The sequence below is a fragment of the Levilactobacillus mulengensis genome (assembly GCF_003946045.1).
GTDB lineage: Bacteria > Bacillota > Bacilli > Lactobacillales > Lactobacillaceae > Levilactobacillus > Levilactobacillus mulengensis.
On sequence record NZ_RHNW01000009.1, the window covers coordinates 79,897 to 104,103 of the forward strand.

Here is a 24,207-nt window from a genome sequence, read left to right on the forward strand (position 1 = left end):
TTAAATTGGATTTGCGTCGGGGCTCGTTGGTTATTGTCACGGACACCGTAATTGTGAGGGAGGATTTTGCATGCGTTTACGAGCAAAATGGCTAGTGGTCTTTGGGGTGATTATGGCTAGTTTAGGCTGGGGACTCTGGCACGGAACCGTTGTCGGTGAGGCCCTGGATGCATCACCGGACGATGTGATCAAGTCGGCGCCCCAAGGCTTAAAAGTTAAGGCCGACACCTATTTTAACTTGCCACAAAAGATTGGTCCCCAGGATTCGATTAGCAACTCTGCGACGTTCAAGACCAGTGCGACAGGGGATGCCGTGGCGCTGACGCAGGATGGCAGTGCCAATCAGGGGGGAGCTATTTGGACCAGTAAGCCCGTTTTTGACGCGTATCAGAACCAGCAAGCTTCGATGTGGTTTTATATTGGGACTAGTGGGACCACCCCCGGTGATGGGATGGCTTTTGTCTTGAATAAGAATAGTAATACGGCTTTTTCTGGGTTGGGTGAATCCCTGGGGGTCTGGGGTGTTGACCCTAGAACGGTCAATGGGACCGTGCAAGATTTGGCAGATACGGCAATTCCTAATAGCTGGGCATTGGAATTCGATACTGGTGTGGATCAGGTATTGCCGGCTAATAATTGGATTGTAAACCAGACTACGCCGGATTCGTTTGATGTGGGGAGAATGACAGAGGCAGGTGATCCGCCGACAAAGCAGTTTTTGGGATCAGGATATAATCCTGGTAGTGATAACGATAATGTCGATGAGACTATCAAAGGGGAACATATTGCTTCGGGCTACCCCGGACAATCTAGTTCCTATCTCGCCTATCAACAAACGGGGCGATACTATGCGGGCACGACTGGAGTCTTTATTAAACAGCCGAAGTATAATTACGGAACCTATAATTATTATGGGTTGGTTCACCACGGCCTGGTGCGTGATCAATTTGGCGATCGGTTCATGTCAGATGCCAAGTGGCATCATTTAACCTTAAATTATCAGGCGCCAACGGATGATTCGAATACGGGAACGCTCACATATTCCTTTAACGATCGTAACTTGACGACCGGGGCACCTCAGAAAATGGATAGCGGTACGTTTGCGAAAGAGAAAATCAATCTTAGCAGTTTAGGTGTCTCTAGGGGCGATTCGAAACTCTATTGGGGGCTTACCGGAACGACTGGCGCAACGGATACGGAAACCAGTATGGTCGCTTTCGAACAGGTCCCTGGACAGGTGGATGCGAGTGCTTCGTCTGCTTTAACGGATGAAACGACCCACTCGGCAATTACCAGCACAAACCCGACGACGAGTGTGAATGGCAATGATAAAATTAAGGCCACATATACGCTGAATTATCTGGGCGGTGGGGCCAATTGGACCGGTATCAAAGGAAAGCTCGGGCTGCCTACCAATGTTAATTGGACGAGTGGGCGGATCAGTTATCCAGACGGTTCGATTACGCCACTCGCACTGACAACCCAGAGTGATAATCAACTGGCAGTAGACGTTCGCGACCTCGGGAACAAAGATGATCTTCCTAAGCAGGCAGTTATCACGCTGGAGGGGACGGCCACCAATCAGGATGTCAAATCACCCGCGGCGGTGGCGAGCTTCGTCGGGGATAATGCGATTACCAAGACGGTGACACCGGAATTTGATATCAAGGCTTCCCCATTTACAGTTGCGGTGACGCCGACTACGGCAGCGAATGCGAATACGACGGGAACCGTGACCGGCAGTATCTCCTCGACTGATAAGCTAGTCAACGGGCAAGACACCACGCTTAAGGCAGTTCTGACCGCACCGGATGGCACGACCACTGATATTGCCAGCGATAATGTGAAATTAGACACGACGGCCAATACGAATAGTGGCTACGACTTTAAGGTGACGATTCCGAAAGTACCGGTGGGAACCTCAACCTTACAGGTCAGTGCGACTGCGCAAACTGCCGGCAATACCTATCAGGGAAGTGGCACGGGTAAAGTTACCGGCGGGACCATGGACTTTGGGAGCACCAGTGGTGACCTGACCTTTGATACGACTCAGCTGACTGGACGGGCCATGACGGGCATTGCCCGTGACGAGACTGACGGACCCTGGAAACTGAACGTGGATAGTTCCCTGGTTGCCGGTACCAGTTGGCAGCTAACGGCGCAGACGGACGGATTAACTAGCGACAATGCGCCAGGCAAGTCGTTGGATGGTCACCTCATCTATAAGGATCAGAATGGTGGGATGACCCAGCTGTCGAGTGGCAATGCTGCTCTGATTGCCAGTGGTACGGCTAATGGTCAGGTACAGACGACCAATATCGCTGCGGACTGGACGGCCAATACCGGAATCCTGCTGGACTTGAATAGTAGTGCCGCCGTTGGTGACTATAGTGGCACAATTGATTGGACATTGTCTTCGGGTCCGCAATAAATGAATGATGGATAGGTGTCGATGGCTGACCTTCAGGGATGAAGGTCGGGCGTTGGCACCTTTTTTGGTCGACGAAATTAAGTTGAGTTGTAACAAAAGTGTGTTTTCAAATCTGGACGGCCCTAACTGGGGGAAGGTTAGGGTCGTCCTTTTTTATTTCGATTGCCTCTAGTCACTGGGCAGCCTAAACAGACTTTAAGCTAGTTTTATGGTTCAGTTTGCCTTTAATGACGAGAAACGACTATAATACTTTTTTGTTCAGACGCGAAATGGTTGCGGCGGGTTCTCATTTAATCGTAATTGCAACCGGTTGTTCCTGGGAACAACGTTTAGAAAAATCACTGAAGGCGGTAACGCCCGCAACGTGGTGTTTGGGGTGGGAAAGATTGCTGGGATGACTAGTACCGGCAGGCTTTCGAGCGCTAGGAGAGGATCAATATGAAAGTAAAGGCAGTCGTGTTAGGCATCTTAACGGTCGGAACATTACTCGGTCTACAGACGATGCCCGGACTCGCTTCGACTAAGGAAAATGTGACCGCTGCGCTGGGGACGGCGCCACAGGGAATTGCTATCGATAGCTACTTTGAGAGAGGAACCATCGCCAATAATTCGGCTAAAATCTCAGATACGGATCATGGAAAAAATCAGGCCGTTCAGCTGACGGATGCGACGAATGGCGGGAATGAACTGGGAACGATTTGGACCAGCGATGCGGCGGCAATGGATTTGGGCGAAGATCAGACGGCTTCGATGTGGCTGTACACGGGGGATTCATTTACGTCTAGCGGTGACGGAATGACGTTTGTCATGCAAAATGATGATCGCGGAACTGGTGCAAGTGCCATTAATACCAGTGATGAAGCGAATCCCACACCCGCAACCGGTGAAACACTGGGTGTCTGGGGTGATGACATCAACGAAAAATATAAGAACGCTGCGGACTTGGCCGCGACCGGGATTCAAAATAGTTGGGCATTGGAATTTGACACTTATGCCAACAAAAGCCTGCCAAGCACAAACTCGGATGACAGTGCAGCGGACCAGAAAAAGACTTGGGATAGTTATTTTGCCAATTCAGCTAATTCGGCGAATCAATTTGATTTGAATGAAAATAGTATGCATATTGCCTCGGCTTACCCGGGAGATAAGTCTTCCTATGATCTGTCGGGGCAGAACCTGACCGTGACCACGTACGGGGGCTTTTTGAATCTGACGCCAACGAACACGACGTACAATTATCCTTATGCGGTGCTGAACCACCAAGGCGTGATCACCAACGGCTTTAGCCTCCTGGGGACCGGGACCTGGAAGCATTTAACTTTGAAATGGGATGCGTCGCGTAGTCAAATGACTTACACGTTTGATGACAAGGATCCCGATACCGGGGCCGCTAAGACGGGCCTGTCGCAAACGGTCACGGTGGATAAGAATAAGCTCAATCTAGGTAGCGACAATAAGATTCGTTGGGGATTTACGGGGTCGACCGGGTCCAACTTTGAAAACAACCTGGTCGTCTTTGAACAGGTCCCCGGGTTGGTCAGTGCGAGTGCGACGGCCAAGTTAACGGACAGTACGCAGAGTGACAAGGAAATCACGTCAGCGAGCGATACGGTGAATGCTGGTGACCGGATGAACCTCAAGTACAATTTGAATTATAATGGGGGCCGGGATTCCTGGCAGGACATTCAGGCGAAACTGAATTTGCCCAGTAATATTGTCTTTAACAACGCGACGATTACTTATGCTAACGGGGACACGCAAACGGTGACGGACTTGGATACGCAGAGTAGTACCGGGCAAGCCCTTAGTGAGGCCTTGAGTAAGGAGCTGTCTAGTGACAATGACGGCGCCACCATTTTATTGAATGGGAAGGCCGTGGCCGGCGATAGTAGCGAAACCACCGTGGCCGCGACGAACAACAACTTTAACGGCTCGAATGCGATTACGCAGGCGAGTCTCACGGGTTTCAAAGTTGAGAAGAACGATGACGCCACTGTTAGCATGACGCTGACGGGGGAGGGCGTTAATTCAGATAACACGACGGCCAGCAAACGATTGACCAAGGCGGCGGACGTTGCTGTGACGGGGAAAATTTCCTACGTTACGGGCACCGCCGACCCGAATAGCAGTCTGACCCTGCACCCAGTCTTAAACGGTAAGGAACGCCAGACCCAAACACTGAGTAACAGTGATGCGGCCGGGGCCTTCACTTACACCATCCCAGGCAGCGCACTAGTTGCTGGTCAAGATAACGTGCTGACGTTGTACGCAACGGACAGTAAGGGTCATGCGACTAATGACGTGAGTGAGACGGTAAATCTGTCGGCGGGGTCTCGGAGTTTGGTAGCTTCCCCGAAGTCCTCATTTAACAGTGATGATCCGCAGAGCATGTCCGGGTCGGAAATGACCTTGACGCCTGATAGTAATTGGGATGTGACCGTTGATGATACCGAGGGTACCGGTGACCAATGGACCTTGACGGCGAGTGCGACCCCCTTCATTTCTAAGTTGCGGGGGAGCCTTTCTGCGGACATGACTTACGTGACCAGCGACGGCACCAGTAGTAGTCTGATGAGTGGGGCAGTCGATGTTTTAAGTCATACGACCACTTCGGATGACGATGTGGTAAATATCACGAATGGTTGGAACGATTCGCAAGGACTGTTCCTGAATGTTCATTCCGATGCACTTGAGGGCACGTACTTCAGCACAATCACTTGGACGCTGGGTGATACCCCGACATAGGCCAATCATCTCGCGGGTTGCCGGCTCGTTAAAAAATTGAATTAGTTGTCACTTAGAGGACCTTAGTTGTGAAAACTGAGGCCCTTTTTTATGATCTGGTGTCGGAATCCTATTAAACCGCGAATGGTTGTCGGATTAATTAGGCAGGTGGAAACATTTATTGCTTTCCGGTTGTGTTTCTCCCGCAAACCGAATATAATCACATTAGTTAATAGCTAGACTGTTCTAGGGGAGTCTTTAAAATGCTGACTAGCACTTTGAGCCTTGGTTAAGCTTAAGAGTCTGCTAAATCAGCGTTTCTTAGATAGAAAAGTCAATATCTTTTCACCAGTTGAAACTATTTGTGCGATTAATGACTAGGGCGACCAAGTATCGGAGTACGGCGGAAGTTTCCGCTTAAGGAGTGACTTGAATGAAGTTGAAGCGGTTAGTAACGGGGATAGTGATTGGCTTGGCGGGAGCGACCCTGGGGTGGGAGACCTCGGCCCAAGCCGACGATTTAACAACTGTATTAAACAATGCACCGCAAGGAATCAAGATTGGCAGCTATTTTCAGGCGGGAACAACCTCAGATAACTCAGCCGTGTTAGCCAAGACACAGCATGGTGAGAATCAAGCAGTCCAATTAACTGATAAAACAAGCCAGTTGGGCACCATTTGGACTAGTGATTCGGCTGAAATGAACTTGAATGAAGATCAAACAGCGGCGATGTGGATGTACTTTGGGGATGGCAGCAACTCGAGTTCTGGTGATGGGATGGCCTTTGTCATGCAAAATGATACCCGTGGCCTCGGTGCCAGTTCGGTCGACACGAGTGGCAAACCAGGCCGTGGGGAAACCCTGGGTGTTTGGGGAGATGACACGGGAAACGGCTTTACGAGTACAACTGAACTAGCCAAGTCAGCCATCCATAACAGTTGGGCAATCGAATTTGATACGTATGTGAACAAGTTTGGCAAGACGGATGATACGAGTATGGCGGATGCGATTAAGGACGGCATTCCTAGTTATTTTGATGTCGATATTGCGGGAGCCTACCCACATATTGCGTCGGCTTATCCTGGGAAGGCTAGTACGTATTCGATTGTTAACGTGGGCGCGACAGGTTATCATTACGCTAAGATGAACCATACGGGAATTCTAACCAATAATTATAGCGGATTAGCTGACGGATTCTGGCATCACGTCACCCTTCATTGGAATCATATGGCTAAGACGATAACCTACACCATTAATGATAAGAGTCAGACAACGGGCGAACCTCAGAATTCGAGTTACGAAAAATATAAGACATTTACGACCGCACCACTAGATATGACCGAAATTGATCCACATAATACGGGGAAGATTCGTTGGGGATTCACGGGATCAACTGGTTGGAATGCTGAAAAGAACTTGGTCATTTTCGAAAAGGTCCCTGGCCTGGTCGATGCCAACTCGACCGCTAAATTAACGGATACGACCAGTGGTAATACCGTAACCAGTGGCACGACGATTAATTCCGGTGACCGCTTACGACTTGATTACAACTTAACTTATGCAAGTGGTCGAGAAGATTGGAAAAACGTGGTTGCCAATTTGAAATTACCTAAGAACGTGAGCTTTACGTCTGGTTTGGTTACTTACGCCAACGGTCAGAAGGAGACCATGGACTTAAGCGGCCTCAGTGGCCAAAGCCTGAAGACAGCTCTAACCCAAAACTTGTCCAAGACCAACGCGACGGCAACCCTGTCGCTGAATGGCAAGGCGGCGCCGGTTGACGGTTCGGGTAAGCCAGCGACCGCGGGAACGACTACGAACACGCCGGTTGCGACTAGTAATTTTGTCGGGGATAACGCGATGACTTCGGCGACGGTGAATGCGTTTAACGTGAAGGCCGTCAATAGTGCGATGACCCTGGCGTGGACCGGCGACAGTGCCAACGGCGCTAGCAACACGATTGGCACAACGTCGGTGACCGCAGGCAAGTCGGTCACGCTGACCGGGAAGACCGCGTACGTGACCGGGAGTGCGGATACCAACAGCAATATCAAATTGCACGGGGAACTGAACGGCGAGGCACTGCCGGTGACTACGCTGAAAGATACGGATGCTAGCGGAACGTTTAGCTATACGGTGCCCAGTTCGGCACTGACGACGGAGAGCAACCAGCTGATTCTGTACGCGTCCGATAGCAAGGGTAACAATAGTAACGACGTGAGCTATACCATCATGCAGGGGTCACTGAAATTGGCCGTGGCGCCGACGATTGCGTTTAGTGGAACACTTACCGGACAGCACCAGCAATTGGCGGCTAACGGTGACTGGGATGTCGATGTGCGTGACACCCGGGGAACCGGTAGTCACTGGACTTTGCAGGCGGCGGCTTCGGCGTTTACGACTGGCGCGGATGGTTCGGGAACGGTGTTGCCAGCAAATCTGATGTATCAGGATGGGGCAATTGCCGCCAACTTAAGCGCGGGAAACCAGGTTCTGATGGATCGCACGACGACCAGCGCCAACGACCTGACCAACGTGTCGGGGGATTGGGATAAGGGGCGCGGTCTGCTGCTAGATGTTGGTAGTGGTGCCACTGAAGGCCGGTATCAGGGCACGGTGACCTGGAGTTTTGTGGACGCTGTTAAATAGAGGACTGATGTGAGAGCTTGGATGACTGAGCTCTTTTTTGCGTTGGAAATGCTTATCCAGCTAAAAGTGAGTTACTAAATTATGCATGAACCCCTTATAAATATTGTTATATCAACATTTTTACTTAATTTTGGTGATGAATGTGCTATACTAATTTCAGATAGTACATGAAGTTATTATTACACGGGTGATAATATAATAAATGTTATAAGTCGCTGATGGTGAAAATCAGTGGGCAACGTTAATGGCTGCGACCGGAGAACTACCGTAACGATTGAAATTGAGATTGACGTCTGGTGTTAACCAGACTGATAGGGTGCGGTAGTCTGAGCCGGTTATGTAGCTTGGCAGATTGAGTTAAATTGGGGGAATTAACATGTTGTTAAAACACGTCTTGTTAGGGGTTATTTTGGGGTTGATGGGGATTAACTTTGGCTGGGAGATTAAGGCTAGAGCACAAGGCCGGAGTGATCAAGATCATGCTAGCTTGGAGGAAATTGTTAAAAAAGCACCACAGGGAATTGATATCAGTAGTTATTTCGAAATTGGCAGCATTCCGGAAAATTCTGCTTCTTTAGTTGGTACGGATTATGGAAAGAATCAAGCGGTTTATTTAACCAATGGACCGGATCAGTTGGGAACAATTTGGACGAAGGGCGAGGCAGCCATGCGTTTGAATGAAGATCAAACGGCATCCATGTGGATGTTTTTTGATAAGGGTGGCTATAACATGCATTCAGGAGATGGTATGGCTTTTGTGATGCAAAATGATGAGCGTGGGTTACAGGCCAGTTCAACGACTAAGGATTTGAAACCAGCGTCTGGTGAAACTTTGGGCGTTTGGGGAGACGATAGTAAAAATGTTTTTTCTAACTCTAAAGATATAGCGGCAAGGGCTATTCAAAATAGTTGGGCTTTGGAGTTTGATACCTTTTCTAATAAGGTTGAAGCTCCCAATATTGCTTCGAATTTGGACCAGGGGATTGCTTCCTTTTTTGATGAGGGCGGGTATGAGGGTAAGCCAATGATTGGAGATGAGTCAGCAGATGCTCACCATGCAATTGGACGAGGATATCCACACATCGCTTCGGGTTATCCAGGAAGCTCAGAAACCTATCAACTTAAGCAAAATGACAATAGATATTATGCTGTGATGAAGCATGAAGGTGTTTTATATAAGAATGGTAAGCCTAGTTTTTTGGCAAATGGTGAGTGGCGTCATGTGACTTTATCTTGGAAACAGGAAAAGAAAGAAATGACCTACACTTTCAATGATAAGGATCCAAAAACTGGTGAGAATACACCGGATGAGCAACAGTCTTATACGAAAAAAATCGATTTAAATAAAATCGATCCTAAAGGTAGTCACAAAGTTCGTTGGGGATTTACAGGATCAACTGGTGGAAATTGGGAAAGCAATTTAGTTGTATTTGAAAAGGTCCCTGGTTTAGTAGATGTGAATGCTAAGGCGGTTCTGACGGATACGACTGATAATAATCGTGTGGTGAAGACAGATGATAGTATAAAAGCAGGGCATCAGGTCAAACTTGATTATGACTTGAGCTATGCTAGTGGTTGGGAGCCGTGGCGAAAGGTGGAGGCCAACATCGATTTACCCAAAAATCTGAGCTTTACGAATGGGGTCATCACATATTCCAATGGTCAAACGGAAGATCTTAGTTTGAACGATCTCAAAGGACAGGACATTAAGACCAAATTGGCGCAGAACTTGTATAAAGCAATCAATGAAAATAGTAAAACACCCAAGGATAGTCAGCGCGCAACTTTGTCACTGAATGGACAGGCGGTGCTATCAGGAAAAGTGGCTCAAGCTGATTTTACTCGAGAGGTGGCTTCCGTCCCGGCAACTACCAGTAAATTTATTGGTGAAAATGCGGTGACAACGGCAACCTTAAATGGATTCAAGGTGAAATCGGTCGATGATCCAATCAGTTTGCAGTGGACAGGAGACAGCGTTACCGGGAACATGATGGTGAGTGACGGCAAAGATGTTACGCTAACTGGAAAAGTTTCTCGGTTATCTGGACTGGACGGAATTAAGTTACACGTTAATTTAGATGCGAAGATACAGATGGATGAGGAAGGAAACTTTACGCTTAAGATACCAAGTGATCAGCTGCAGGCGAAGACGACTCAGTTAAAGGTTAGCGCATCTGATACTAATGGCATTAATAGTACCAATGTTTTGGAGTATACGATTACGCAAAGGTTGTTGGAATTGTCTGCTGATTCTGACTTAACGTTTCAGCATGTCCTGAAGGGTCGGTCGGAGAAAATTTACCCCAAAAAAACTTTTAACGTTAGTGTCATTGATACGGGGGGGCCAAAACCAGGATGGCAGTTAACGGCTTCGCTAAATTCAGATACACTGATGACTAAAAATAATGCGCAGGCATTAGATGGTAAGCTCACCTATGTTGCACCAGCCACACAACAGGGGGTGGTGGCGTCTGGCCTTGAGCAATGGAAGGACCTGTCTAGACAGTCTATTGTCATTGCCACTAGTCAGGAGGTTAAGCCCGAAACTGAAAACAAAAGTGAAACTCTCATCGCAGGTGATTGTAAAGGCCCCCGTGGACTCTTACTACACTTGAATTCAAGTGCTATCCCGGGCCAATACTCAGGCCAAATCACGTGGGAACTAAAGAATGCACTCTGATGCACACAAATAGCCCAACCTGAATCAAGTCACGATTCAAGCAGGGCCAAGGTATAGGCAGCTTATTTGTTCAACGTATCTAACCAGGCAGGCAAGGCTTCAGCCAGTTCCTGATAGGTCAGTTCAAATTTATGCGTATACCAGGGGTCGTCAATGGCTTCGCCTTCACGACCGGGTAGGATGTCCAAGCACAACTTGATTTTGGCCTGGTCTTCTGCGGAAGGGGCTAACCGTTGTAGGTTGTACAGGTTGCTGTGATCCATGGTAATAATGGTGTCCGCCCACGCAAAGTCGGCGTCTGTGATGGGGCGTGATCGGTGTTGACTGGCATCCAAGCCATGAGCGCGCATGGTTTTTAGAGCACCCGGATGGGGATGATTTCCCGCTTCTTCCGGACTGGTGGCCACCGACTTAGCCGTAAACTTATCGGTGAGCTGGCGGTCGACCAACAACTGATTAAAGATAGCTTCGGCCATCGGAGAACGGCAAATATTGCCAAGGCAAACAAACAGAACGTGTTGCATGGGGTAACCTCCTAATTAATGGTAAAGACGGGCGTAGTTGCTGGAGTCCGCCTTGACCGTTTGTTATGATGAGTGTACCAGAAAAAATAGGAGGAGTGCACAATATGGTAGCAATTATTTTAGTCATCGTGCTGGTCTTATTGGTCGTTTGGTACATTAGTTCTTATAACGGCTTGATTCGGACCCGGACGCACGTTCAAGAATCATGGAGTCAGATTGACGTTCAGTTAAAGCGGCGGAATGATTTGATTCCCAACCTGGTTTCGACAACCAAGGGTTACGCCAACTACGAGCAGTCAACGTTAAAAAAGGTGGTTGCATTGCGGAACCAACTGACCGAAGTGCCAGCTGGTGATCACCAACAAACAATGGAAGTTTCTAATCAACTTTCGACGACGTTGCGGTCGTTATTTGCCTTGTCTGAAAATTACCCAGACCTGAAAGCTAATACGCAGTTTACCCAATTAATGGAAGAGTTAACCAACACCGAGAACAAGATTTCTTACTCCCGGCAGCTGTACAACAGTTCCGTGGCTAGTTTAACGGTGAAGATTCAATCCTTCCCAAGTAACATTGTCGCTAAGGTTCACCGTTTCCAAGAGAGCGACTACCTGCAAGTTCCTGAAGAAGAAAAAACGGCGCCGAAGGTTAACTTCGATGACTTTGGCCAAGATAAGTAGGCGATAACATGTTGTATGACCAAATTGCCATGAATAAACGGCGAACGGGCTACGTCATGTTTGGCTTCGGGGTGCTGACCCTAGCGATTGGCGCGGCCTTAGGCTACCTTTTCTGGAATAGCTGGTTTTCCGGGACCGTGATTGCGGCGATTGTCGCAGTTGTGTACATGCTGATTATGATTAGTCAGTCAACTAATGTGGTCATGAGTATGAACCACGCACGTGAAATTACGGATGTCAGTCAGGCACCACAGCTGTGGCATCTGATTGAGGACATGGCGATGGTGGCGCAGGTTCCCATGCCCCGGGTCTTCATTATTGATGATGCCAGTCCCAATGCCTTTGCTACCGGTAACGACCCGCAACACGCGGCAGTCGCGGTGACCAGCGGCATTCTCTCACGGCTCAATCGTGAGGAAATGGAAGGCGTCATTGGCCACGAGATGTCTCACGTTCGGAACTATGATATTCGCCTGCAAACCATTGCCCTGGCGCTGTCTGCCGCAATCAGTTTGCTGGTCAACTTTGCCAGTAACTGGTTCTGGTGGGGTGGCAGTCGACGGCGTGATGACCGCGACTCAGGCGGTAACGTGATTGGACTGGTGATTTCTGTCTTCCTGATTATCCTGGCCCCGCTTGCGGCCAGCATTGCCCAGATGGCATTGTCGCGTAACCGGGAGTATCTGGCTGATGCCTCTAGCGTGGAACTGACGCGGAACCCACAAGGCCTAATTAGTGCTTTAGAGAAAATTGACGATAGCGCACCGATGAAAGAGGCCGACCCGAACAGTGCCGCCCTTTACATCAGTGACCCCTTCAAGCACAAGCAGAAGTTTGCGGATCTGTTTGCGACCCACCCACCAATGGCTGCCCGGATTGCCCGGTTAGAAAAAATGTAAAAATAGTGAGCGGTTGTGGTCGGTTTCGTAGTACAATTAAGTGTGATTGAAACTAGGGGAAAGAGTGTGCGACCATGCGCGGAAATTTTATCTATTTGAGTCTAGAACCCGTTACGAATATGATCTATTCGCTGGGCATTTCACCAGCTGATTTTTTGAATGGGGTGCCAGCCATCCCCAACCAACTGCTCTTGCTGAACGAAGAATCGGGTAACGATGTCGAAATTAATCCGCACACCCGGTTGCAGACCGTCACGGGGCAAGCGCAGATTCGGCGGTATTTATTAGCCAAGCACGAGCACGCTGTGAAGTGGTTAGACTACGCGCACGGCGATGACTTGGACTTTTTGTTGCCCAGCGAAATCGCTGAGCTCCTTTACCTAGCACACATGGAAACACACCTGCGAACCCCATTTTACGCCAAGCTTCAAAATGAGTATGCGTACCTGACCTTGCGGGATGGCTTTTACAAGACCTACTACCGGCACCTGTCAGACTTTGACCACGTGCTGGAGGTTAGCATCAAACGCCACTTGCGGTCGATGCACAATAACCGGTGGGTCTTTGCCCGACCATTAGCTATTTCGGATGTGCCGCACGAAATTTTACTGCAGTTAATTCAGGGCCTACTCGATGGCATGATTGTGGCCTTTGACCAGTTGGTTGAGCGCCACCGCATCTACGTGATTCCGGTACGGGCTATTACCCATCCGGAACGACAAAATACCTGGTACTCACAGGAAGAAGTCTATGCGGATTCTCGTGAAGTAGCGAGTCTGCGGTATGATTTAGCCACCCGTGAATGGGCATTAAGCATTCACGATAACCAAGTTTTTAGTGACGTTGGCGATTTAATTTAATGCGTGTTAAGGGGAGCTGGACCGGTGTCTGGCTCCTTTTTTGCGTCCACAACCGGGAAGTTTTTGCAGGACTTTTAAGTTAGCCGGTGGCAATCCATGGTATAATGTGACTCAGAATCTAATGCGGAACAAACCGGACGGCCACGCTGCTGTCTGGCTAGTAATTTGAAACCGGGGCGATCGAGGGGATCGTTTCGTTAATTAGGAGTAGAAAACATGAAGATGCAGCTTGCTGAAATTGCTCATGCGGTTGGAGCAATCAATGATTTCGAACAATGGCGTAGTGTTAGTGTAACGAGCGTGGCTTTTGATAGTCGTCACCTGCAACCGGGTGGCCTCTTTATTCCATTGACTGGCGAACAAGACGGTCATCAATTTATTCAGTCGGCCATCGACCACGGTGCCGTGGCAACGCTCTGGGCCCGTGACCTCGCAACTGCGCCAGCCGATTTTCCAGTGATTCAAGTCGCTGATTCATTAAAGGCGCTGCAAGCGCTCGCGCAATATTACCTATCTAAAATTAATCCCCGGGTCGTTGCCATTACCGGGAGTAACGGGAAAACGACGACGAAGGACATGATTGCTTCCGTTCTGAGCACGCAGTTCAACGTGACTAAGACTCATGCCAACTTCAACAATGAGATTGGGGTTCCCATGACCGTGCTCTCCATGGAACCCAACACGGAAATGTTAGTAGTTGAAATGGGGATGGACCGACCAGGCCAGCTTGATTTCTTGAGTAAACTGGTTTCACCCGATTTAGCGGTCATCACCATGATTGGTGAGGCTCACATCGAGTTCTTTGGGACCCGCGACAAGATTGCGGACGCCAAGCTAGAGATTACCCATGGCCTAAGCGATGATGGCATCTTCGTCTACAATGGCGACGAGCCCTTGCTGCAGGAGCGGGCAGCCCAGTTGACTCAGCGTCAATTTACCTTTGGCCAAACCGCGACGGACACCATCAACGCCACGAGTGTTGAAGGAACGTCCACGGAAACCCAATTTACCACGAACCAATGGCCAGACCTGACGTTTACGATTCCGATGATTGGGACCTACAACGTGAACAACGCCTTGGCTGCGTTAACAGTGGGGAACGTTTACCGGATTCGGCCGGAGAACATGCAACGGGCGCTGAAGACGGTCAGTCTGACCGAGAACCGGGCTGAATGGGTGCAGAGTACCAGTGGCGCCGCAATTCTGAGTGACGTTTACAACTCAAACCCCACGGCCGTCAAGGAAGTCCTAGCCGCCTTCTCGAAGACCCCGGTCACGGGTAAGCGGTACGTCGTATTGGGTGACATGTTGGAACTGGGCGACCAGGCGGATGCCATGCATGCGGGTCTGGCAAGTGCCATTGATTCAGCGGCCATCAGTCACGTGTACCTGGTTGGGCCCCACATGGCTGCACTGCAGACAGCACTCGCTAAGCAGGAACCAACATTGCCAGTCTCACATTACGAAAGTGCTGATCTGGCAACGCTTTCAGCCAATTTACAGACGCAATTAACTGCCGATGATCAGATTTTATTAAAGGGATCTCACGGCATTCATTTGGAGCAAGTGTTGGCGGCGTTACAGGATTCTACTGAAAATTAAACTGAAAAATAAGCAGCTTCCACAAGTCGTGGGAGTTGCTTATTTTGTTTCAGCGTTGTATGATGGCTTAGTTGTATTTATGAAACGAACTTATCCCGCCATAGCCAATCACAGTCCGCACCACGGAAAACGGATTTTTTCCAAGAACCCTGAGGCACTATGGCGACGTACCCATTTAGGAGGAAATTATTTTTGAAGTTTAAAGAACTGGGTCTTTCCGAAGACCTACTGAAAGCAGTTACGACAGCAGGTTACGAGGAAGCGACCCCAATTCAAGCCGAGACAATCCCCATGGTTTTGGCTGGTCAAGATGTGATTGGACAAGCCCAAACCGGGACAGGGAAGACTGCGGCCTTCGCTTTACCAATCTTGGAAAAGATCGATAAGAGCAACGAAAACGTTCAAGCGTTGGTTGTTTCTCCAACACGTGAACTTGCTATCCAAACCCAAGAAGAAATTTATAAATTAGGCCGTAACGAACGGGCTAACGTCCAAGTCGTTTACGGTGGGGCTGACATTCGTCGCCAAATCAAATCCTTAAAGAACCACCCGCAAGTGGTTGTTGGGACCCCGGGTCGTTTATTAGACCACATTCGTCGTCATACGCTGAAGTTGGACCACGTGCAAATGCTGGTCTTGGATGAAGCCGACGAAATGTTAAACATGGGTTTCTTGGATGACATTGAAGACATCATCAAGCAATTGCCAGAAGAGCGTCAGACGATGCTCTTCTCCGCAACTATGCCTCCCGAAATCAAACGGGTCGGTGTCCAATTCATGCAAGACCCTAAGCACGTGAAGATTAAGGCTAAGGAATTAACGACCGACTTGATCGATCAATTCTACGTCCGTTCACGTGACTTCGAAAAGTTTGACGTGATGACACGGTTCTTCGACGTGCAATCCCCAGACTTGACGATTGTCTTCACGCGGACTAAGCGCCGGGTTGATGAAATCTCAAGTGGTTTGCAAGCTCGTGGTTATAACGCTGCTGGGATTCATGGTGATTTGACGCAAAAGCGTCGGACCCAAATCATGAACGAATTCCGTCATGGTAAGTTAGATATCTTAGTCGCAACCGACGTGGCTGCCCGTGGTATCGATATCAATGACGTGACCCACGTTTACAACTACGATATTCCACAAGATCCAGATAGCTACGTTCACCGTGTCGGCCGTACCGGTCGTGCCGGGAAGCATGGGGTTTCCATGACTTTCGTAACGCCTAACGAAATGGATTACTTGCGTGAAATTGAAAAACTGACGAAGGTGCGTATGCTGCCTTTGAAGCCACCTTCGGATGAAGAAGCCCTGGTTAGCCAACTGGGCGCTGCTAAAGAAGAAGTTGACGCTTTAGTTAGCAAGACGGATACCGAAAAGTATGCTAAGACGGCCGAGAGCCTCTTAAGCCAATACGATGCTGAAGACTTGGTTGCAGCGCTCTTAAACGACTTAACCAAGGACAGCAGTCAGGTTCCGGTTAAGATCACGCCAGAACGTCCATTGCCTAAGCGCGGTGGCAAGGGTCATGGCGGTGGCGGTTACCATCACGGTGGTGGTAATCATCGTCGTGGCGGTAACGGCGGCGGTGGCTACCGTGGCCATCGGAACAACGATTCACGCGGCGGTAGTCGTGGCGGTTCACGCGGCCATGATTCTCGCAACCACGACTCCCATGATTCACGGAGCCATGGTGACAACCGGAGTCACCGTAGCAACGGTGGCAACAGTGGTCGGCGTAACGAAGGTGGGAGCCGCGGCTTCACCATTCGTAAGAAAGACTAGTCTCATTTAAATTGATTAGAGGGGTCCTCACCAGTCGCATACTGGTGGGGATTTTTTTGTATAGAGAGCGTGGAGCAGGGCGGTTAACTGGCGAGCATTAACGGCGAAAAGTGAAAGTCCCTGATCCTGGGACTTTTGCTTTTCGGTGTTAAGCGGAACCAGTTGCGCTGCGTAACGCGTTTCAGAAGCTGCCAGAATCGGGATTGCTTGGATAACAACTAGCTTATCAATCTGAGATATCTGTTAAGCGCAGGAGTCTGGCTCGTGGAGCACGTTTCGGTGGCTGCCAGGATCGGGATATACACTTGGGAGAAAATCTAATGACCTGAGATAGGTTAGTTAAGCGGAACCAGTTGCCCTGTGGAACGCGTTTCGGAAGCCGCCAGGACCGGGATATACAATTGGGAGGAAATCTAATGACCTGAGATAGGTTAGTTAAGCGCAGGAGTCTGGCTCGTGGAGCACGTTTCGGAAGCCGCCAGGACCGGAATATACAATTAGAAGAAAATCCAATGGCCTGAGGTAGCTGGGTTAAGCGCAGGAGTCTGGCTCGTGGAACGCGTTTCGGCGGCCACCAGGATCGGGATATACAATTAGAAGAAAATCTAATAGGTTAGTCTAGGCAAGTGGAAACCAATTGGCTAAACCATCGACTGAAGGTCCGACAACAAGAAAGTTCGTGCACCAATCTGCTGAATTACACGATTTTGGCCAGATGTTTGCTAGAAAGTTGTCTAATTCAGACTAAATCTGAAACTTTTTTCAAAAAATTTCACCTAAAATAAAAGCCGGTAAATCAACGCTTATGCAATATATTTATACTATAAATGTATTTTAATCAAAAACATTAGTTGCAATTTAAAATTGAACATGATATAGTTTCCTTATCGAATTGATACGGCAAAACTTATGACAATAACCACGGAGGTTAATTACATGGCAAATCACTTTGACTTACACGCTGCACTGACGCTTGCCACTCAGCCCGGGCCATTCGTTACCATGACTCTACCGGTTACGGGGGTTCCGGCCACTGACCGCACCCAATTCAAGAGTTTGCTTAAACGGGGGAAGGAACGGTTACTTGCCGTTGCACCTGACAGAACGTGGTCGGCTTACGCGGATGCGTTTGCTCCCTTTGACCACGGTCCGTTGACTAACGGAAGTGCGAGTGGTCTGCTGATTATGGCGGGGGCCACGGATAGTTATCATTACTGGCTCCACTCACCAGTGTCGGCAACGGTCACGGTGACTTACCAACCAAACGTCCTGCCTATTTTACAGGCTCGGGACAAGACGAGTGACTATGACTTGCTTCTCCTGGGGCAGAAGTCCTTCGAGCTAGCGCAGGTGCGGAGTGGTCGACCGGAATTGGTCAATCTCCCTGTGGATGCGCCAGCCACCATGGACCACGCCTTAGGGACTGAGCAACGCGAACGGGGCCGTTGGCAACGGTCAGCGGGCGAGCACACCCATTACAGTGGGACGGGCTCCCTCGACACGGCCAAGGCTGCTGACTTGCGGAATTACTATATGATGGTTGACAGCTACGTTAGCCAGCACTATTCCAATCTGGATCAGGTACCGTTGATTTTAGTAGCGAGTGCCAGTGATCAGGGGAACTTCCGGAAAATTTCGCAAAATGCGTATCTGGATCCCGCTGTCCGGTTGGTGCAAAATCCTAACTTAGCGGCGGCGAACCAGACCTTAGCGGCATTGACGCTCAGCGTGACCGAGCAACGGCACGTCCAGGCCACCCAGATTCGCCACGACGCGTATCAACAAGCGCGGCAGGGTGAACAAGTCGTATCAGACTTGGGGGCCCTCGCGACCGCCACGGTTCAGGGGCAAGTGCTCCGACTATGGTTGCGTGAGGATGCCAGTCAACCTGGGCACCTGACGGAAAAGGGTGAGGTCTTAACCACGACCGCCCTGAGCCGGCAGAATAACCTGTACAACGACTTAGCCCTCTTGGTTAGCCGTTTAGGCGGCCAAGTTGAGGTCCTCCCGGCAGATGCCATGCCGACCCGGAGCCCCGTAGCTGCGCAACTGCGGTTACGTGCGGCGGTGTTACACTAAAACACGACATAACATAGTTCATCAAGGAGAGCGGACGGAGAGACGCTTTCCTTTTTTACATAGTCAGGGTCGACATGTTTCTGCAATTAAGTTAAGATTCGGCTTAACTGGTTAAGTTGAGGGGGTCAATGAGGGGGCGCTGTGCTAAAATATAACGTAGACATTATAGGAGAGGTGACGCCATGATTTACGGAACCGGCATTGATATTACGGACTTAGCCAGGGTCAAAGACGTGGTGGCGCGCCAGCCGTTATTTTTGAATAAGGTTTTAACGGCTGCCGAGTTGCAAGCGTATCAGCGGTTGAGTGGGCAACGAGCGGTAGAATACATTGCCGGCCGGTGGTCAGCTAAGGAGTCCTACAGTAAGGCCATGGGGACCGGAATCGGGGCTGCTGTGGGGTTCCAAGACGTTGAGATTCTGGACAGCGCTGCTGGGCAACCAATCGTGGTCCGTCACCCATTCGGGGGAGTCGCTCACGTGTCCATTTCGCATACGGCCACGCTGGTGATGACTCAGGTCATCTTAGAAAGAGGGAACTAGTCATGGTAGTTGGGGTACATCGGCCGACGCAGTTAGTGATTGATCGGCAGGCTTTAAGAGAAAATATTCACGCAGCGGTTTCACGGTTAGCGGACGGTTGTGTCTTGTTCATGGTCGTTAAGGCAAATGGCTACGGCCACGGCGCAGTTCAGGTGGCGCAAGCGGCTAAGGATGCGGGGGCCACGGGCTTTTGTGTGGCCATTTTAGATGAAGCGTTAGAGTTACGGGCCGCTGGGTTCAACGAGCCGATCCTGGTGTTAGGGGTCAGTGATCCCGCTGATGCGCCATTGATGGCGGAACAACGAATCTCGGCGACGGTCGCCGCTCAAGATTGGTTGGTCGAAGCCAATGAATACCTGACGTTGGCGCACCCGGCGCAACCATTGCGGGTTCACTTAGGCTTGGATACCGGGATGGGACGGATTGGCTTCAAGACGCCCGCTGCCTTAAAGTCGGCGGTAGCTTATTTAAATGACAACGACACCCTTGATTTTGAAGGAATTTTCACGCATTTCTCGACGGCCGATAGCGCAGATGACCGCTACTTTAAGCAACAAGTCACAACCTGGAAAACACTGACGGGCGCGTTGGACCAATTGCCGCGCTACGTGCACGTGTCAAATTCAGCAACCAGTCTCTGGCATGCGGAGTGCAATGCCAACATGGTCCGGTTTGGGGTAGCCGGTTACGGTCTAAATCCCTCGGGAACGGCTATCGAACTGCCGTATACCTTACACCCAGCGATGAGTTTAACCAGTGAATTGGTCCACGTAAAAAAGGTTGCGGCCGGTGAGTCTGTGGGCTATGGCGCGACCTATACGGCTAGTCAAGCCGAATGGGTCGGCACGGTGCCAATTGGGTATGCCGACGGCTACGAACGCCGGTTACAAGGCTTTCATGTGCTAATTGACGGTCAACCTTGTGAAATTATTGGTCGGGTCTGCATGGACCAGCTGATGGTGCGCTTACCCGCCGAGTATCAACGTGGAACCCAAGTCACACTAGTCGGTCGTGACGGTGACGAGACCATTAGTCTTCAAGACGTGGCAGACTATTGTGGGACGATTCATTACGAAATTGCTTGCGGTTTCACGAGCCGGTTGCCTCGGTGTTACCGTCATTAATTTACGGTGTTATTGTGTCCTGAATTGCCGATTCGTGGTAAACTAGATGAGACGAAGTGATTAACTTGAGGAGGGGCAATTCATGGCTCAGTCACAACAATTAAATCAACCACAGTTACGGCTCCACATTACCCGCAATGCGCGGCATGAAGCACTGATTCCACTGCATTCGGCGGCAGCACGCAAGTTAGCTTTGATTGTTGGATACCAAGCGATGGCTCTGATCAACCGGGATTTAGCCCGGGCCTTTACACCCTGTGAAGAGGAAGCCGAACGGCGGTTAACCCAGTTTCGTAGAACCGAGATCAAGAATTAAGAACTAAAATCTAATCAGATAGGGGATGGCGGCCCATGGCCCGTGTTGAAGTCAAACGCGGTGACGTTTTCTTCGCCGACCTATCACCAGTCGTTGGTTCGGAGCAAGGTGGCATGCGCCCCGTGTTAATCATCCAAAACAACGTGGGGAACCACTATAGTCCGACCGTAATCGTGGCGGCAATCACCGCTCGGATCGAGAAACCAAAGATGCCAACACACGTGGGCATCTCGGCTGAACGAACCGGAATTGAGCGGGATTCCGTCATTTTGCTTGAGCAAATTCGGACAATTGATAAACAACGGTTGAAAGACCAGGTGACCCATTTGGATGTCAAGACCATGGCGGCAGTAGATGCTGCCCTTGCAACGAGTATCGGCTTGGTGGACAAGGCGCGTAAGAAAAAAGCGAAGTAGATTTAGTACATAGCAGTCATGCACGTCAAAAAACGGTCACGCACAGTTGGTTTGTGGGTGACCGTTTTTTCGTACAAAAATAGACCCGCCGGCAAATGCCAGGGGTCTAAAAGGGTGCGGTTAGTTTTCGTGACGCAGATCTTCAATTTCAGGAACGTGGAATTCTTTGCGTTCCAGTGCCTTGACGATCCGATCAAGCTTTTCTTCGTCAACTTCTGCGGGGAGGGTGAACATGGTCCGGTGAACCAGTTCACCTTCCTGGGCGTCCAGACTGATGACACTGGCAATCGACGTGTACTTGGTGATGATCTTGGCCATCCCAGCCAGGTCACCACGTTCACCGGCTGAAACGACGGTGATCACGTAACTACCAATGTTCACGTTCCAGGACTGTGACAGCATGTCCATCAACCGGGTGTGCGTCAAGATACCATAGAAGGCGTTCTTGTCGTCTAACACGGCGATGTAAGGCAAGTCCTTGATGGAGAAGAACACGTTGAAGAAGGCCGCGTTAACGGAAATGAACTTCGTGGCATTCTTCAGCAGTGATGTCACTGGGAGCTGCATGTCGCCGCCGCGAGACTTGTGGCGATAGATATGCATTTTGTAGATGTTCCCCCGGAAAATTTGCCCCGTTTCATCTAGAATCGGCACACACCGATAGCCCGAGTCTTCCAAGACCTTTAAGGCTTGTTCCAAGGTGACGTCCTCGCGAACCGTAACTAAGCGTTCTTTCGGTTTCACTAGGGATTTAAGCAGCATAGCAGATGACCTCCTAAAATTAGAAACTTCTAATAATCTCTTCTAATAATACCATATTTCACCCACGAACGGGTAGCAATTTTCGGGGAATTTCGTGGTAAAATAAAAGAAAGCGTGGTTAAGGAGGGTGGACTCGTGAAGAATACAGATGATCCCGATAACAAGCCGATTATCACGAAGAAGTGGCTTTACTGGACCCTAGCGGCCTTCGTGGCGATCTTGGTCTTGCTGGCTATCGGCATGATTTTCTAAACGACCAAATAAAAAGTTGCGTCACCGTTAAAAAGGTGGACGCAACTTTTTTAGATTTCCATTAGAAGACCAGGACGGGGGTGCCGACCTTAACGTTCGCAAAGACGGATGCAATCTTGGAAGGTGGCGTGTTTACACAGCCGTGTGAGCCGTGTGCCTTGTACCAGGTGCCACCGTACTGAGGTTGCCATGGCGAATCGTGAATCCCGACACCGGTATCATCGATTGGCATCCAGTACTTAACCTTGGATGCGTAGCTGGAACCGTTATCGTTTTGACCTCTTAATGTGGTGTTCCGTTGTTTACTCCAGATGACCCAAGCCCCATTAGGCGTATGGTGCGCCGTGGTTGGTAATCCGGTTACAACGTCAGTAGAAACGACGACTTTTCCATTTTTATAAACCCACATGTGCTGATTGACTTTATCGACTTCAACGTAAGACTTGCCAATATCTGTACCGTTATTGTGGTAGCCGCTCCCTTGAATAGCAGGGGTGCGGTCCATGCCTTTACCGGCCAGAACCAGTTTGCTCAGCGCTGGCGTCTCGGTCTTCACCTTGATGCTCCAGCCATACAAACCAGCAGGAATTTTAACGGTTCCGCGCTTGGTGGACTTAAATGTCCGTGTCTTGTGAATGGTACCATATTTTGTACTTAACTTGGTCAGGTAAGCCTTGATGGCAGCGTCATTCGTTGCCAACTGACCACCCTTGAAGGTGACCCAACTAGCTAACGTTTCGCTAGGAACCGTGATCTTGTGACCACTCAGCTTGTAGACGTAAGTTTGTTGTGTGATGGCCGTGGCCTTGGTCTTAGCCGCCTTAAATGCGGCAGAAGTGGTTGTGACCTTAGGCTGAATGTAATCGCCGGCAACGTTGATTGTCGTCGATCCTTGTTCAATGGCCGTTGTGATGGACTTGGCTAACTTGTCGGTGTCCAGTTGATTACCCTTTTGTTCCTTGGTCACAGCCCAAGAACCATCCTGGTAACTGAACGTGGCGTCCTTAGCAGCCGTCCGCGTCTTGTTCGCTTTGGTTGCAATCTTGGTCGCCAACGTTTGGACACTTTCTTGATTCTCGTCACTGGCGTTGAGCGCAATGCTATCTGCCGTGGCGGTCGTCACGTGAACGGGCCAGCTCCAAACGTTTTGTTTGCTGATGAGTTGCTTGAGGGCCGATTGTGACGTGACCTTCAAGTCGACTTGGTTCGTTTTGATCGTGGTGACGGTCTTGCTGCCGTCCTTTAACGTGTACTGCTGATCCTTCAGAGCCGCTTTTAACTTGGTGGCCGCTTGGCTCGCCGTGCTCCCACCGACGTTGACGCCGGCAATCTCAGTGTCCTTGAAGAAGACCTGAGCTGAAGAATAGTGTAAAGCTTGTCCCACGTAAATGGCACCGACCGCTACAGCAGCGGTAACGATGCCAATCACGAAGGCGTTTTTCTTTTTCATAGGTGTGACCTCCTAAAATAGCCAGTGGAGGAAAAGTCGTCATGCTTAACTATCACCAATAGCATACCCCAAGCTTACTTCAAACTACCTTAAATCGCAACGTAGAAGCATTAATGTTAACGGTTACATTACTTTCATATCAGCATCTAAAAGAATTAAAAAAATTTCAGGCGTGGTTATTCCGGGCGGTTGACCATTAATTGATTAATAGACCGCGGTCATAGATTGACGATTTTTAAAGGTAAGGGGGCCCTAAATAAAATTGGGTGAGTCCATTGCAACTAACTTAATTGTGTACATCTAGTCTTGAACACTAGGTAAACGCCGTTTTAACGGGATTCTTCTTCGTAATTGATTAAAATAGTCAGTGAGTAAATCGTCAATGAACAATTGACGTATTATTTTGACCTAATTATGTCACATGCGTACGC

The 24,207-nt window shown here is 49.6% G+C and carries 17 protein-coding genes; 14 read left to right on the forward strand and 3 right to left on the reverse strand.

Translation table 11 applies throughout. The features are described from left to right. The first annotated feature begins 70 nt into the window (after positions 1–70). The 4 genes from EKM84_RS09310 to EKM84_RS09325 all read left to right on the forward strand — a co-directional run bounded on the left by EKM84_RS09310 (position 71) and on the right by EKM84_RS09325 (position 10,485). Positions 71–2,431, forward strand: a complete 2,361-nt coding sequence (locus EKM84_RS09310; RefSeq protein WP_125765494.1) for a hypothetical protein — start codon at positions 71–73, stop codon at positions 2,429–2,431. Positions 2,432–2,869: 438 nt separating this feature from the next. After that, a complete protein-coding gene (locus tag EKM84_RS09315) occupies positions 2,870–5,176 on the forward strand; it encodes an L-type lectin family protein (protein ID WP_125765495.1) in 2,307 nt (768 codons plus the stop codon). A gap of 412 nt (positions 5,177–5,588) precedes the next feature. Further along, on the forward strand, positions 5,589–7,805 hold the full coding sequence (locus EKM84_RS09320) for an L-type lectin family protein (RefSeq protein WP_125765496.1): 2,217 nt from the start codon (positions 5,589–5,591) through the stop codon (positions 7,803–7,805). Between the two features lie 376 nt (positions 7,806–8,181). Beyond that, the gene (locus tag EKM84_RS09325; RefSeq protein ID WP_125765497.1) at positions 8,182–10,485 is read left to right on the forward strand and encodes an L-type lectin family protein; all 2,304 of its coding nucleotides are present in this window, start codon (positions 8,182–8,184) and stop codon (positions 10,483–10,485) included. Positions 10,486–10,547: 62 nt separating this feature from the next. Here the strand turns inward: EKM84_RS09325 and EKM84_RS09330 are convergent, their stop codons facing one another. Next, complete coding sequence (locus tag EKM84_RS09330; RefSeq protein WP_125765498.1) at positions 10,548–11,009, reverse strand: low molecular weight protein-tyrosine-phosphatase; 462 nt, start codon at positions 11,007–11,009, stop codon at positions 10,548–10,550. A 104-nt stretch (positions 11,010–11,113) separates the two neighbouring features. On the opposite strand from EKM84_RS09330, the gene EKM84_RS09335 reads away from it, so the two are divergent. From EKM84_RS09335 to EKM84_RS09380, 10 genes are all read left to right on the forward strand, one after another. Further along, a complete protein-coding gene (locus EKM84_RS09335; RefSeq protein ID WP_125765499.1) occupies positions 11,114–11,689 on the forward strand; it encodes a LemA family protein in 576 nt (191 codons plus the stop codon). 8 nt (positions 11,690–11,697) lie between these two features. Next, the gene (gene htpX, locus EKM84_RS09340; RefSeq protein ID WP_125765500.1) at positions 11,698–12,588 is read left to right on the forward strand and encodes a zinc metalloprotease HtpX; all 891 of its coding nucleotides are present in this window, start codon (positions 11,698–11,700) and stop codon (positions 12,586–12,588) included. A gap of 74 nt (positions 12,589–12,662) precedes the next feature. Further along, positions 12,663–13,448: a hypothetical protein gene (locus EKM84_RS09345; RefSeq protein ID WP_125765501.1), complete on the forward strand. Its 786-nt coding sequence runs from the start codon at positions 12,663–12,665 to the stop codon at positions 13,446–13,448. Between the two features lie 216 nt (positions 13,449–13,664). Next, complete coding sequence (locus EKM84_RS09350) at positions 13,665–15,050, forward strand: UDP-N-acetylmuramoyl-tripeptide--D-alanyl-D-alanine ligase (protein ID WP_125765502.1); 1,386 nt, start codon at positions 13,665–13,667, stop codon at positions 15,048–15,050. A gap of 192 nt (positions 15,051–15,242) precedes the next feature. Next, entirely contained in the window at positions 15,243–16,835 is a 1,593-nt protein-coding gene (locus EKM84_RS09355; protein ID WP_125765503.1) for a DEAD/DEAH box helicase, read from the forward strand. Between the two features lie 936 nt (positions 16,836–17,771). Then, positions 17,772–18,914, forward strand: coding sequence for a baeRF6 domain-containing protein (locus EKM84_RS09360; protein ID WP_125765504.1), 1,143 nt, complete (start codon positions 17,772–17,774; stop codon positions 18,912–18,914). A 182-nt stretch (positions 18,915–19,096) separates the two neighbouring features. Further along, a complete protein-coding gene (gene acpS, locus EKM84_RS09365; RefSeq protein ID WP_125765505.1) occupies positions 19,097–19,456 on the forward strand; it encodes a holo-ACP synthase in 360 nt (119 codons plus the stop codon). Positions 19,457–19,458: 2 nt separating this feature from the next. After that, complete coding sequence (alr, locus tag EKM84_RS09370) at positions 19,459–20,580, forward strand: alanine racemase (protein WP_125765506.1); 1,122 nt, start codon at positions 19,459–19,461, stop codon at positions 20,578–20,580. Between the two features lie 82 nt (positions 20,581–20,662). Continuing rightward, on the forward strand, positions 20,663–20,896 hold the full coding sequence (locus EKM84_RS09375) for a hypothetical protein (protein ID WP_125765507.1): 234 nt from the start codon (positions 20,663–20,665) through the stop codon (positions 20,894–20,896). 35 nt (positions 20,897–20,931) lie between these two features. Beyond that, positions 20,932–21,312, forward strand: a complete 381-nt coding sequence (locus EKM84_RS09380; RefSeq protein WP_125765508.1) for a type II toxin-antitoxin system PemK/MazF family toxin — start codon at positions 20,932–20,934, stop codon at positions 21,310–21,312. 120 nt (positions 21,313–21,432) lie between these two features. On the opposite strand, the gene cbpA is transcribed toward EKM84_RS09380, so the two are convergent. Together cbpA and EKM84_RS09390 are read right to left on the reverse strand one after the other, a co-directional pair. Beyond that, complete coding sequence (gene cbpA, locus EKM84_RS09385; protein ID WP_048732552.1) at positions 21,433–22,074, reverse strand: cyclic di-AMP binding protein CbpA; 642 nt, start codon at positions 22,072–22,074, stop codon at positions 21,433–21,435. Positions 22,075–22,387: 313 nt separating this feature from the next. Continuing rightward, entirely contained in the window at positions 22,388–23,776 is a 1,389-nt protein-coding gene (locus tag EKM84_RS09390) for a L,D-transpeptidase family protein (RefSeq protein WP_125765509.1), read from the reverse strand. Positions 23,777–24,207 lie beyond the last annotated feature (431 nt).